The sequence below is a fragment of the Streptomyces sp. NBC_00259 genome, from assembly GCF_036181745.1.
GTDB lineage: Bacteria > Actinomycetota > Actinomycetes > Streptomycetales > Streptomycetaceae > Streptomyces > Streptomyces pratisoli.
Map to the genome: position 1 here is coordinate 6122258 of NZ_CP108080.1, position 13590 is coordinate 6135847.

The window sequence follows — 13590 nt, forward strand, 5'->3', positions numbered from 1 at the left end:
CGACCGGCCCGGTGCGCGAGGCTGACCGGACCGGTGTGAGATACGACCGGACACGGTCCGGCCGTTCACCGAGTGAAGAGCTGTCCGGACGGCGAGTATGGGGACATGGGATTCCACGTCGACTCCGAGACCGGGCGGCTGCGCCGGGTCATACTGCACCGGCCCGATCTGGAACTGAAGCGGCTCACGCCCTCCAACAAGGACGCGCTGCTCTTCGACGACCTGCTCTGGGTCCGCCGCGCCCGTCAGGAGCACGACGGCTTCGCGGACGTCCTGCGCGACCGCGGCATCGTCGTGCACCTCTTCGGCGATCTGCTGCGCGAGTCGCTGGAGCTCCCGGCGGCCAGGAAACTCGTCCTGGACCGGGTCTTCGACGAGAAGGAGTACGGCCCGCTCGCCACCGATCATCTGCGGGCCGCCTTCGACGAGATGGACACCGGCGACCTGACCGAGGCGCTCATCGGCGGAATGACCAAAAGGGAGTTCCTCGCCGGCCACTCGGAGCCCTCGTCCGTCCGCTTCCACGTCATGGACCTGGACGACTTCCTCCTGCCCCCGCTGCCCAACCACATCTTCACCCGCGACACCTCCGCCTGGATCTACGACGGGGTGTCCATCAACGCCATGCGCTGGCCGGCCCGCCGGCGCGAGACCGTCCACTTCGAGGCCATCTACAAGCACCACCCCCTCTTCACCGGACCGGAAGCCGGTGACTTCCACCACTGGTCCGAGGGCCAGGACGACTACCCCTCCACCATCGAGGGCGGCGACGTCCTCGTCATCGGCAACGGCGCGGTCCTCATCGGCATGAGCGAGCGCACCACGCCGCAGGCCGTGGAAATGCTCGCCCGCGGACTGTTCGCGGCCGGCTCCGCACGCACGATCGTGGCGCTGGACATGCCCAAGCGCCGTGCGTTCATGCACCTGGACACGGTGATGACGATGGTCGACCACGACACCTTCACCCAGTACGCGGGGCTCGGCATGCTCCGCTCGTACACGATCGAACCCGCCACCGGCGACCACGCCCTGTCCCTGCGGGTCACCGACCATCCGCCCGAGCACATGCACAGCGCCATCGCGGCCGCCCTCGGACTGCAGGACATCCGCGTCCTCACGGCCACCCAGGACGTGCACTCCGCGGAACGCGAGCAATGGGACGACGGCTGCAACGTCCTCGCCGTCGAACCCGGAGTCGTCGTGGCCTATGAACGCAACGTGACCACCAACACCCATCTGCGCAAGCAGGGCATCGAAGTGATCGAGATCCCCGGCAGCGAACTCGGCCGGGGCCGCGGCGGCCCCCGCTGCATGAGCTGCCCGGTGGAACGGGACGCGGTGGGGACGGACGCCTAATCCGGTCGTATAGCAATACGGGATTACGTATAGACTTCCATCGTCCCGCGTTCGCGACCCAGGAGCAGCCACCATGGCGACACACCTCGAAGGCCGCCACTTCCTCAAGGAGCTCGACTTCACGGCCGACGAGTTCCGCGGCCTGATCGACCTGGCCGCGGAACTCAAGGCCGCCAAGCGCACCGGCACCGAGACCCCGCGCCTGCGCGGCAAGAACATCGCGCTGATCTTCGAGAAGACCTCCACCCGCACCCGCTGCGCCTTCGAGGTCGCCGCCGCGGACCAGGGCGCGTCGACGACCTACCTCGACCCCGCCGGCTCCCAGCTGGGACACAAGGAATCGGTCAAGGACACCGCACGCGTCCTCGGCCGGATGTTCGACGCCATCGAGTACCGCGGCGACAGCCAGGCGGCGGTCGAAGAGCTCGCCGCCCACGCCGGAGTCCCCGTCTTCAACGGCCTCACCGACGACTGGCACCCCACCCAGATGCTCGCCGACGTGCTCACCATGACCGAGCACAGCGACAAACCGCTCACCTCGATCACCCTCGCCTACCTAGGCGACGCCCGCTTCAACATGGGCAACTCCTACCTCGTCACCGGCGCCCTCCTCGGCATGGACGTCCGGATCGTCGCCCCCAAGGCCTACTGGCCGGCCGACGACATCGTCACCGCCGCCCGCGCGGCCGCCGCCACGAGCGGAGCCACCATCACGCTCACCGAGGACGTCGCCGACGGAGTCGCCGGCGCCGACTTCGTCGCCACCGACGTCTGGGTCTCCATGGGCGAACCCAAGGACGTGTGGGACGAGCGCATCGCCGCCCTCGCCCCCTATGCCGTGACCATGGACGTCCTGCGCGCCACCGCGAACCCCGACGTCAAGTTCCTGCACTGCCTGCCCGCCTTCCACGACCTCGGAACCAGGATCGGCCGCGAGCTGCACGACAGGCACGGACTGACCGAACTCGAAGTCACCGACGAGGTCTTCGAGTCCCCCCACTCGGTCGTCTTCGACGAGGCCGAGAACCGCATGCACACCATCAAGGCCGTCCTCGTCGCCACCATGGCCGCACCCGAATAGCCATACAGTCGATTGGGGACATATGCGACTGTTCGGTTAGCATCTCTTCCGACACCTGGGGTCCGGGCTCACACAGCCCGGACCCCACTGTGCTGCACACCCCCGCACCACCCGAGAAGAGAACCACCCCATGCGCATCAAAAGCCCTGCCCAACTCGTCGCCGAATCCGGCACGGACCGCGAGGGCCACGGCCTCAAACGCACCATGGGACTCTTCCAGCTCGTGTGCTTCGGCGTCGGCGCCATCGTCGGCACCGGCATCTTCGTCGGCCTCTCCGACAGCGTCTCCGAAGCCGGCCCCGCCGTCGTCGTCTCCTTCGCCCTCGCCGCGATCACCTGCGTCTTCACCGCGTTCTCCTTCGCCGAGCTCGGCAGCGCCATCCCCGTCTCCGGCTCCTCCTACTCCTTCGCCTACGCCACCCTCGGCGAACGCATCGCCTTCCTCACCGGCTGGTGCCTGCTGCTGGAGTACGGCGTCTCCGTCTCCGCCGTGGCCGTCGGCTGGGGCCAGTACCTCAACGAACTCCTCGGCACCCTCACCGGCCACCAGCTGCCCGCCGCACTCGCCGCCCCGCCCGGCGACGGCGGCATCGTCAACATCCCGGCCGTCGTCGTGATCCTCCTCGCCGCGACACTCCTGGTCCGCGGCATCCGCGAATCCGCCCGCGCCACCGCCGCCATGGCCGTCGTGAAGCTCGCCGTCCTCGCCCTCTTCTGCGCCGTCGCCTTCACCGCGTACGAGTCCGGCAACCTGTCCCCCTTCGCCCCCCACGAACTCGCCGGCATCACCTCCGGCGCCTCCCTCGCCTTCTTCTCCTACATCGGCTTCGACGCCATCACCACCGCCGGCGAGGAAGTGAAGAACCCGCGCCGCAACATCCCCCTCGCGATCATGATCTGCATCGGTCTGGTCACCCTGCTGTACTGCACCGTCGCCCTCGGCGCGATCGGCGCCATGTCCGCGGACGACGTCGCCGACAAGCCCGCCGCCCTCTCCCTCATCGTCGACAAGGTCACCGGCTCGGACCTCGGCGGCGGCATCATCGCCTTCGGCGCCGTCGTCGCCATCGCCTCCGTCGTCCTCGCCGTCATGTACGGACAGACCCGGATCCTGATGTCCATGTCGCGCGACGGACTCGTCCCCCGGATCTTCCAGCGCGTCTCACCGCGCACCGCGACCCCCGTCGCCAACACCTGGATCGTCGCCGCCGTCTTCGCCGTACCGGCCGCCGTCGTCCCCCTCGACGTGGTCATGAACCTCACCACCATCGGCACCCTCGCCGTCATGGCCGTGGTCAATGTCGCGGTGATCGCGCTGCGCCGCCGCCACCCCGGCACCGAGACCTCGTTCCGGGTACCGCTGTTCCCCCTCAGCCCCGTCCTCGGCGTGCTGTTCTGCCTCTATCTGATGTGGGGCACCGGCTGGACGACCTGGGTCCAGTTCGCCGTCTTCCTGGCCGCCGGCGCGCTCGTGTACGCGCTCTACGGCCGCCGCAACTCACGCCTCGCCGCAGCCCCCGGTGAAGCGAGCGTCACCCCGCAACGGGAACCGCAGCAAGCCTGAACCAGACCGCCTTGCCCCGATCGGTCGGGCGGTGACCGCACGCCTCGCTGAGCGTACGTATCAGAAGCAGACCGCGGCCGCCCTCCTGCCACGGATCGGGCACGGGAGGCGGCGTCGGGCTGGACAGGGAGCCGGGCGGCGACGGGTCGCGGTCGTGCACCTCGACCCGGCAGCCCTCCGGCCGCACCTCCACCATCAGCTCGATCGGCCCACGGCCGCCGGTGTGCTCCACGGCATTGGCGACGAGCTCCGCGGTGAGCAGCTCGGCGGTGTCACAGTCGGCCGCCGGCTCGCTGTCCGTCAGCGCCGTACGGATCAGGGCACGGGCGATCGGCACCGCCGCGGTGGTGTGCGGCAGCGCGATGTGCCACCAGGCGGGGGCCTCGGCGGCAGGGGCGATTGCGTGGGCTTCGGGCAAGGTCGGTTCCGTTCGCAGTGCTCAGTACCCCTGGTGCTGCTGGTACTGCTCTCAACCTTACGAATCGCAAACCCCCACACCAGGGGCCCCGGACCATCCTGCGCAGGACCTGTGCCACACCTGATACGGGACCTTTGCCGAGCTGCGACGCAGAGCCGCGAGCCGGAACCGGCGCCGTGAACCGGAACCGCGAGCCAGCGCCGCGAGCCGGAATCGCGGGGGAGGCCCGCCGGGGGAGAGCCGCGAGGGAGGGCCGGGAGGGCGCCGGCCGACGAGCGATATCGCGTGCTCGTGACGGAAGTCACGGAGAAGTGATAAGTTCAGGGGACAGGCAGACGCAGGCCCAGCCGCTCGCCTTCCAAGGGAGGCCACCGCACATGAGCCCCTTCCCCAGCTCCGCGCCCCGCACGGAACACTGGCACCACATCCGGCTGACCAGGCACGACGGCGTCGCCACCATCACCCTGGAGCGCCCCGACAAACTCAACGCGCTCACCTTCGGCGCCTACGCCGACCTGCGCGACGTACTCGCCGAACTCAGCCGCGAACGCTCCGTACGCGCCCTCGTCCTCGGCGGCGAAGGCCGCGGCTTCTGCTCCGGCGGCGACGTCGACGACATCATCGGCGCCACACTCGCCATGGACACCGCTCAGCTCCTCGACTTCAACCGGATGACGGGACAGGTCGTACGAGCACTGCGCGAATGCCCCTTCCCGGTGATCGCCGCCGTCCACGGAGTCGCCGCTGGCGCCGGCGCCGTACTCGCCCTCGCCGCCGACTTCCGCATCGCCGACCCCTCCGCACGGTTCTCCTTCCTCTTCACCAAGGTCGGACTCTCCGGCGGCGACATGGGCGCCGCCTACCTCCTGCCCAGAATCGTCGGCCTCGGCCACGCCACCCGGCTCCTCATGCTCGGCGAACCCGTCCGCGCCACCGAAGCCGAACGCATCGGACTCATCAGCGAACTCACCGAGGAAGGCCAGGCCCACAAAGCAGCCGCCGACCTCGCCCGCCGCCTCGCCGACGGCCCCGCCCTCGCCCACGCCCAGACCAAGGCCCTGCTCACCGCCGAACTGGACATGCCGCTCGCCGCCTCCGTCGAACTCGACGCCGCGACCCAGGCCCTGCTGATGAACGGCCAGGACTACGCCGAGTTCCACGCCGCCTTCACCGAAAAGCGCGCCCCGAACTGGCAGGGACGATGACCACGCCCCGCCCGCACCGAAACCCCCTGCGCATCGCCGTCATCGGCGGCGGACCCGGCGGACTCTACGCAGCAGCACTCCTGAAACGACTCGACCCCACACGTGACATTTCACTGTGGGAACGCAACGCCCCGGACGACACCTTCGGCTTCGGCGTCGTCCTCTCCGACGAAACCCTCGGCGGCATCGAACACGCCGATCCCACCGTCCACCGCACACTCCAGGACGAGTTCATCCGCTGGGACACCATCGACATCGTCCACCGCGGCCACACCCTCACCTCCGGCGGACACGGATTCGCCGCACTCGGCCGCCGCAGACTCCTCGAAATCCTCCACCAGCGATGCACATCCCTCGGCGTACACCTCCGCTTCCGCACCGAAGCCCCACCCGCCGCCGAACTCGCCGCCACCCACGATCTCGTCATCGCCGCCGACGGCGTCCACAGCCCCACCCGCGCCGCACACGCCGACGCCTTCGGACCCCGCATCACCACCCACCGCTGCCGCTACATCTGGCTCGCCACCGACTTCGCCCTCGACGCCTTCCGCTTCGACATCGCCGAAACCGAGCACGGCGTCATGCAACTCCACGGCTACCCCTACGCACCCCACGCCTCCACCGTCATCGTCGAAATGCGCGAGGAGGTCTGGCGGGCCGCCGGGCTCGACGAGTGCGACGAGCAGCAGTCGGCCGAACGCTGCGCCAAAGTCTTCGCCGACGCCCTCGGCGGCCGCCCCCTGCGCGGCAACAACTCCTCATGGACCGCGTTCCGCACCGTCGTCAACGACCACTGGTCCCACGCCAACACCGTCCTCATCGGCGACGCCGCACACACCGCCCACTTCTCCATCGGCTCCGGCACCAAACTCGCCGTCGAGGACGCCCTCGCCCTCACCGCCTGCATCGAGGAACACCCCACACTCCCCGAAGCCCTCGCGGCCTACGAAACCGAACGCCGCCCCGTCGTCGAATCGACCCAGCGCGCCGCAGCGGCCAGCCTGCGCTGGTTCGAGGAACTCGGAACCTATCTCCACCAGCCCCCACGGCAGTTCGCCTTCAACCTCCTCACCCGCAGCCGCCGCGTCACCCACGACAACCTCCGGCTGCGCGACCCGGCGTTCACCGACACCGTCGAGCAGGACTTCGGCTGCCCACCCGGGACACCACCGATGTTCACCCCCCTGCGGCTGCGCGGCCTGACCCTGCGCAACCGCGTCGTCGTCTCCCCCATGGACATGTACTCCGCCCACGACGGCATCCCCGGCGACCTCCACCTCGTCCACCTCGGCGCACGCGCCCTCGGCGGCGCCGGACTCGTCATGACCGAAATGGTCTGCGTCAGCGCCGAAGGCCGCATCACCCCCGGCTGCACCGGCCTCTACACCGACGAACAAGCCACCGCCTGGCAGCGCGTCACCGACTTCGTCCACACCCACTCACCCGGCACCGCCATCGGCGTCCAACTCGGCCACTCCGGCCGCAAAGGCTCCACCCGGCTCATGTGGGAAGGCATCGACGAACCCCTCCCCGACGGCAACTGGCCCCTGGCCGCCGCCTCACCCCTGCCCTACCGCCCCGGCGTCAACCAGGTCCCCCACCAGCTCGACCGGACCGGACTCGCCGACATCCGCGACCAGTTCGCCGCCGCCGCACACCGCGCCACCCGCAGCGGATTCGACCTCCTCGAACTCCACTGCGCCCACGGCTACCTGCTCTCCGGCTTCCTCTCCCCACTCACCAACCACCGCACCGACCACTACGGCGGCACCCTCACCGCCCGGCTCCGCTACCCCCTCGAAGTCTTCGACACCATCCGCGACATCTGGCCCGACGACCGGCCCATGACCGTCCGCATCTCCGCCACCGACTGGGCACCCGGCGGCACCACCGCCGACGACGCCGTCGAGATCGCCCGCGCCTTCACCGCCCACGGCGCCGACGCCATCGACGTCTCCACCGGCCAGGTCGTCCCCGACGAACACCCCGAATACGGCCGCTCCTACCAGACCCCCTACGCCGACCGGATCCGCAACACCCTCCACACCCCCGTCATCGCCGTCGGCGCCATCTCCTCCTGGGACGACGTCAACTCCCTGCTCCTCGCCGGCCGCGCCGACCTCTGCGCCCTCGCCCGCCCCCACCTCTACGACCCCCACTGGACCCTCCACGCCGCCGCGGAACAGACCTACACCGGCCCCGCCGCGCCCTGGCCCGCGCCCTACCGCGCCGGCAGCCGCACACCCCCCACCGGCCGCACCGACGCACCCAAGCCACGCCTCACCCTCACCGACCGGCAACAGCCCTGACCTCGTGGAGCCCCGCGGCGCCCGCGCGACACCTGCCCGGCGCCTGCCCGGGGTGACCCTCAGCCCCCGGCGCCGACGAACTCCGCCCCCGCGTCCCGCAACCGCTCGTGCAACCCCGCGAACACCGCCGCCGAACGCCCACCCGGCCAACCCGAGGGCAACAACTCCTGCGGCAGACCCGGATCCGCATACGGCAGCCGACGCCAGGAATCCAGCGCCCGCAGATAGTCCCCGTACGCCTCCTCCGCCGGAGCACCCGCACACGCCTCCCACGACCGCAGCACCGGGCCGTGCACATCCAGGAACTCCTCGTGCTGCTTCGCGATCGCCGCCAGATCCCACCAACGGCCCACCGCCTCCGCCGTCGCCGCGAACCCCAGATGCTCACCGCGGAACAGATCCACATACGGATCCAGCTGCAGCCGCCGCAACGTGTGCCGGGTCTCCTCGTGGAACCGGGCCGGAGCGATCCACACACCCGGCGCGGCCGTCCCGAAACCCAGCCGGCCCAGCCGTGAACGCAGCAGATGCCGCTTGTGCCGCTCGGCCTCCGGCACCGAGAACACCGCCAGCACCCAGCCGTCCGACAGCTCCGGCGCCCGGCGGCCGTAGATACGCTCGTCACCGTCGTCGAGGAGCTGCCGCGCATCGTCCGACAGGGCATACCCGGCCGCCCCGGCCGCCGTCCGCTCCGCGACGAGCAGCCCCCGCCGCTTGAGCCGCGACACCGACGAACGCACCGACGGCGCGTCCACCCCGACCGCACCCAGCAGCCGGATCAACTCCGCCACCGCGAACGGCCCCGCCGTCTCGCGTCCGTACGCGCCGTACAGGGTGACGATCAAGGAACGGGGAGTGTGCTGCTCGGCCACGTGATCACTCTAGGCCCCGCAACCGGAACCGCTGCAGCTTGCCCGTCGGCGTGCGGGGGAGCGCGTCGAGGAAGACGATCACACGCGGGCACTTGTACGGCACCAGACGCGTCTTCACGAAATCACGCAGCACCCCGGCCACCGCCTCGTCACGCGCCACACCGTCCCGCACCACCACATACGCCGCCACGATCTGCCCCCGCAGCTCGTCGGGGCGCCCGACCACCGCCACCTCCACCACATCCGGATGGGCCAGCAGCGCGTCCTCGACCTCGGGGCCCGCGACGTTGTAGCCCGCCGAGACGATCATGTCGTCGGCGCGGGCGACATAGCGGAACCACCCGTCCGGCTCGCGCACATAGGTGTCACCCGTGACATTCCATCCGTCACGCACATACACGCTCTGCCTCGGGTCCGCGAGATAGCGGCAGCCCACCGGACCGCGCACCGCCAGCAGCCCCGGCTCACCGTCCGGCACCGGCTCCCCGGACTCCCCGTCCACCACCCGCGCGTCCCAGCCCGGCACCGGCACCCCCGTCGTGCCCGGCCGGATGTCCCCGTCCGCCGCCGAGATGAAGATGTGCAGCAGCTCCGTGGCCCCGATGCCGTTGATGAGGCGCAGCCCGGTCCGCTCGTGCCATGCCCGCCACGTACCGGCCGGCAGGTTCTCCCCGGCCGACACACAGCGCCGCAGCGATGTGACGTCGTACCCCGCGAGCTCGTCGAGCATCACGCGATACGCGGTCGGCGCGGTGAACAGCACCGACACACGATGCTCGGCGATCGCCGGCAACAACTGCTTCGGACCGGCCTGTTCGAGCAGCAGGGCCGACGCACCCGCCCTCAGCGGGAACACCACCAGACCGCCGAGCCCGAACGTGAACCCGAGCGGCGGGCTGCCCGCGAACACATCGTCGGGCGTGGGCCGCAGCACCCGCGCCGAGAACGTGTCGGCCACCGCCAGCACATCCCGGTGGAAGTGCATGCACCCCTTCGGACGCCCCGTCGTACCGCTCGTGAACGCGATCAGCGCGACATCGTCCGCCGCCGTCTCCACGGCCCGGAACGACGACGGCTTCCCCTCCGCCAGCCGGAGCAGATCATCGGGAGCGTCCCCGCCGAACGCCGCGATCCGCAGCCCCGGCACCTCCGCCTTCACCAGATCGTCGACACAGCGGACGTCGCACAGCGCATGCGTGACACGTGCCATTTCACACATCACGGCGAGTTCCTGAGACCGCTGCTGGGCGAGCACCGTCACCGCCACCCCGCCCGCCTTCATGACCGCCAGCCAGCAGGCCGCCAGCCACGGCGTCGTCGGCCCCCGCAGCAGCACCCGCTGACCGGGCACCACACCCAGCTCCCCGGTCAGCACATGCGCCAACCGGTCCACCCGGTCACGCAGCTCGCCGTACGTCCAGACCGTCCCCCTCCCGTCACGGAACGCGGGACGAGCGGCACCGAACCGCCCGATCGTCACGTCCAGCAGCTCCGCACCGCAATTGAGCCGCTCCGGATAGCGCAGCTCCGGCAGATCGAACAACAACCGGGGCCACTGCTCCGCGGGCGGCAGATGCTCGCGCGCGAACGTGTCGAGATGAGCCGAAGGTGTCAGCTCCAGGCCGGCCGAGGGTGTCAGCTCCATGTTCGCCCCTTGTCGTGGTGGGGTCGCCCAACGAGCGTATCGTGATGGTGACGACAGTCAACGGTCCGCGATAAAAGTGCCGACAAGTGGGGGCTCGGATGCCCGTATTCTCACTCGATCCGGAACAAACCGCCTGGTGCGCGGACCTGCGCACCCTGGCCGCCGAACAACTGCGCCACATCGCCGAGAAAGGCGAACCCGGCCACGTCAACCGCCCGCTCGTCGCCACCCTCGGCGAACTCGGCCTGCTGGAACGGCTCTTCGGCGCCGGCGCGCTCGACCTCTGCCTCCTGCGCGAATCCCTCGCCCACGGCTGCACCGAAGCCGAGACCGCACTCGCCCTCCAGGGCCTCGGCGCCTACCCGTTGGTCCAGTCAGGTACCCCCGAACAACGCGAGCGCCACCTTCCCGGCATCATCGCCGGCCGCACCATCACCGCCTTCGCACTCAGCGAGCCCGACGCCGGATCCGACGCCGCCGCACTCGCCCTCGACGCCGCACCCGACCCCGACGGAGACGGCTGGCACCTCACCGGCACCAAACGCTGGATCTCCAACGCCCCCGAAGCCGACCTCTACACCGTCTTCGCCCGAACGGGTGAAGCCCCCGGCGCCCGCGGCATCACCGCCTTCCTCATCCCCGCCGACCGCCCCGGACTCACCGGCAGCCCCCTCGACATGCTCTCCCCCCACCCGATCGGCACCCTCACCTTCGACGCCGTACCCGTCACCCGCGACGACGTCCTCGGCGAACCCGGCGCCGGCTTCCGCGTCGCCATGAACACCCTCAACCTCTTCCGGCCCAGCGTCGGCGCCTTCGCCATCGGCATGGCCCAGGCCGCCCTCGACGCCACCCTCGCCCACACCGCACAGCGCCACGCCTTCGGCGGACCACTGAAGAACCTCCAGGCCGTCTCCCACCAGGCCGCCGAAATGGCCACCAGGACCGAAGCCGCGCGCCTCCTCGTCTACGCGGCCGCCTGCGCCTACGACACCGGCGCCCCGGACATGCCACAGCGCTCCGCCATGGCGAAACTGTTCGCGACCGAGACCGCCCAGTACGTCGTCGACACCGCGGTACAACTGCACGGCGCACGCGCACTCCAGCGCGGCCATCTGCTCGAACACCTCTACCGGGAGGTCCGCGCCCCGCGGATCTACGAAGGCGCCAGCGAGGTGCAGCGCAGCATCATCGCCAAGGAGCTGTACGCCAGGGCCGGCACCGAGGAGACCAGCCGATGAGCCTCGAACGCATCAACCCGCCCGGGCTGTCCCCGGCCAGCGGCTTCTCGCACGCCGTCGCCGCCACCGGCTCCCGGCTGGTCTTCCTGGCCGGACAGACCGCACTCGACGCGAACGGCAAGGTGACCGGAACCGGCATCGTCGAGCAGTTCGAAACGGCCCTCACCAACCTCCTCGCCGCCCTCGCCGCGACCGGCGGCACCCCGCACGACCTCGCCCGCGTCACCGTCTACGCCACCGACGTCGCCGACTACCGCGCCCACACCGCCGAACTCGGCCACGTCTGGCACCGGCTCGCGGGCCGGGACTACCCCGCGATGGCGGTCATCGGAGCCGTCCGCCTCTGGGACGAACAGGCACTCGTCGAAATCGACGGGATCGCCGTACTGCCCTAGCGAGTGTCCGGCGCCCCGGCCGTGACCGGTGACAGAACCCCGTCGCCGGTCACACAACCACTGTCTCCGGTCACACAACCGCCGTGACATTGCACCGTCGCGGTCACCCCTCCAGCAGCGCGCCCATCCACTCCTCGACGGCGTCCGGCGTACGCGGCAGCGCACCCGACATCAGCCGGGCCCCGTCCGCCGTGACCACCAGATCGTCCTCGATACGCACCCCGATACCGCGCAGCTCGGCGGGCAGGGTCTCGTCGTCGGGCTGGAAGTACAGGCCCGGCTCGACGGTGAGGACCTGCCCCTCCTCCAGCACCCCGTCGAGATAGACCTCCGCCCGGGCCCTGGCGCAGTCGTGGACGTCGAGGCCGAGCATATGGCCGCTGCTGCACAGCGTGTAACGCCGGTGGAAGTCGCCTTCGGCGTGCTTCAGCACACCCCAGTCGGCCAGCCCCTCCGCGATCACCCGCATACCGGCGCGGTGGAAGTCGCGGAACCGCGCCCCCGGCCGGAGCGCCGCCATGCCCGCCTCCTGGGCGGCGAGCACGAGTTCGTACACCTGCCGCTGAACGGGCGAGAAGCGGCCGGAGAGCGGCAGGGTGCGGGTGATGTCGGCGGTGTACAGGGTGTCGGTCTCCACGCCCGCGTCGAACAGCAGTAGTTCGGAGGGGTCGAGACGGCCGTCGTTGCGGATCCAGTGCAGGACACAGGCGTGCGCACCGGACGCGGCGATGGTCTCGTACCCCGTGCCGTTGCCCTCCAGCCGGGCGCGCAGCCCGAAGACACCCTCGATCCAGCGCTCGCCCCGCGGGTGGGCCAGAGCGCGGGGCAGCGCGCGGACGACGTCCTCGAAACCGGCCGTGGTGTGGTCGACGGCGCGCTGCAACTGCCCGATCTCCCAGGCGTCCTTGACCAGGCGGAGCTCCGCGAGGGCCGTGGCCAGTTCCGGGTCGGTCGCGGCGTCACGGCCGGGAGGCAGCAGGCCGAGCCCGTCGAGGTGGACGCAGCGGATACCGGTCAGCCGCTCGGCCTCGGCGAGGTCGGCCCGCCGGCCCACCCAGAACTCTCCGTACCGGCGGTCCCGGTAGAACTCGTCGTCGCCCTCGCCACGAACCGACCGCGGGCGCAGATACAGCACCGCCTCGTGGCCGCCCCCCGGGCCCGAGGGCTCCATCACCAGCACATGGCCGGGCTGGTCCTCGCCGGTCAGACCCGTCAGCCAGGCGTACGCGCTGTGCGGCCGGAAGCGGTGGTCGCAGTCGTTGGAGCGGACCCTCAACTCGCCGGCGGGAACCAGCAGCCGCTCACCCGGGAAGCGCGCGGACAGCCGCGCCCGGCGGGCCGGCGTGACGGCGCACGCCGGGACGCGGACATCCCCGGGCAGCGGACCGGCCGCCCAGTCGGCGCCCATGAAGGCCGCCAACTCGGGGGAAACGGGCAGGTCATGGCTACCGGTGTGGAGAGGCGGGACACGGTGCGGGGTGCCGGACATCTCGACTCCTCGGAG

General features: G+C 70.7%; 11 protein-coding genes. 7 read left to right on the plus strand and 4 right to left on the minus strand.

The features are described from left to right. The first annotated feature begins 105 nt into the window (after window positions 1-105). The 3 genes from OG766_RS27580 to OG766_RS27590 all read left to right on the plus strand — a co-directional run bounded on the left by OG766_RS27580 (window position 106) and on the right by OG766_RS27590 (window position 4001). Window positions 106-1356, plus strand: coding sequence for an arginine deiminase (locus OG766_RS27580; RefSeq protein ID WP_266387817.1), 1251 nt, complete (start codon window positions 106-108; stop codon window positions 1354-1356). Between the two features lie 73 nt (window positions 1357-1429). Further along, window positions 1430-2437 (plus strand): ornithine carbamoyltransferase, encoded by a 1008-nt coding sequence (argF, locus tag OG766_RS27585; protein ID WP_328726424.1) that lies wholly within the window; start codon window positions 1430-1432, stop codon window positions 2435-2437. Between the two features lie 130 nt (window positions 2438-2567). Next, entirely contained in the window at window positions 2568-4001 is a 1434-nt protein-coding gene (locus tag OG766_RS27590; RefSeq protein ID WP_328726425.1) for an amino acid permease, read from the plus strand. On the opposite strand, the gene OG766_RS27595 is transcribed toward OG766_RS27590, so the two are convergent. Further along, window positions 3970-4419, minus strand: coding sequence for an ATP-binding protein (locus tag OG766_RS27595; RefSeq protein ID WP_328726426.1), 450 nt, complete (start codon window positions 4417-4419; stop codon window positions 3970-3972). The two genes, OG766_RS27590 and OG766_RS27595, sit on opposite strands and share 32 nt — an antisense overlap. Window positions 4420-4796: 377 nt before the next feature. Here OG766_RS27595 and OG766_RS27600 point away from each other — a divergent pair, with 377 nt between their 5' ends. Together OG766_RS27600 and OG766_RS27605 are read left to right on the plus strand one after the other, a co-directional pair. Beyond that, window positions 4797-5624, plus strand: coding sequence for an enoyl-CoA hydratase family protein (locus OG766_RS27600; protein WP_328726427.1), 828 nt, complete (start codon window positions 4797-4799; stop codon window positions 5622-5624). Next, a complete protein-coding gene (locus OG766_RS27605) occupies window positions 5621-7933 on the plus strand; it encodes a bifunctional salicylyl-CoA 5-hydroxylase/oxidoreductase (RefSeq protein ID WP_328726428.1) in 2313 nt (770 codons plus the stop codon). Before OG766_RS27600 ends, OG766_RS27605 begins: the two co-directional genes overlap by 4 nt. Window positions 7934-7992: 59 nt before the next feature. On the opposite strand, the gene OG766_RS27610 is transcribed toward OG766_RS27605, so the two are convergent. Next, the gene (locus OG766_RS27610) at window positions 7993-8805 is read right to left on the minus strand and encodes a PaaX family transcriptional regulator (RefSeq protein ID WP_266387801.1); all 813 of its coding nucleotides are present in this window, start codon (window positions 8803-8805) and stop codon (window positions 7993-7995) included. A 4-nt stretch (window positions 8806-8809) separates the two neighbouring features. After that, window positions 8810-10450, minus strand: coding sequence for an AMP-binding protein (locus OG766_RS27615; protein ID WP_323137359.1), 1641 nt, complete (start codon window positions 10448-10450; stop codon window positions 8810-8812). Window positions 10451-10548: 98 nt separating this feature from the next. Here OG766_RS27615 and OG766_RS27620 point away from each other — a divergent pair, with 98 nt between their 5' ends. Together OG766_RS27620 and OG766_RS27625 are read left to right on the plus strand one after the other, a co-directional pair. Beyond that, the gene (locus OG766_RS27620; RefSeq protein ID WP_328726429.1) at window positions 10549-11691 is read left to right on the plus strand and encodes an acyl-CoA dehydrogenase family protein; all 1143 of its coding nucleotides are present in this window, start codon (window positions 10549-10551) and stop codon (window positions 11689-11691) included. Beyond that, window positions 11688-12086, plus strand: coding sequence for a RidA family protein (locus OG766_RS27625; protein WP_266387796.1), 399 nt, complete (start codon window positions 11688-11690; stop codon window positions 12084-12086). Before OG766_RS27620 ends, OG766_RS27625 begins: the two co-directional genes overlap by 4 nt. A 103-nt stretch (window positions 12087-12189) precedes the next feature. Here the strand turns inward: OG766_RS27625 and OG766_RS27630 are convergent, their stop codons facing one another. Next, complete coding sequence (locus OG766_RS27630; protein ID WP_328726430.1) at window positions 12190-13575, minus strand: aminopeptidase P family protein; 1386 nt, start codon at window positions 13573-13575, stop codon at window positions 12190-12192. Window positions 13576-13590: the final 15 nt, after the last annotated feature.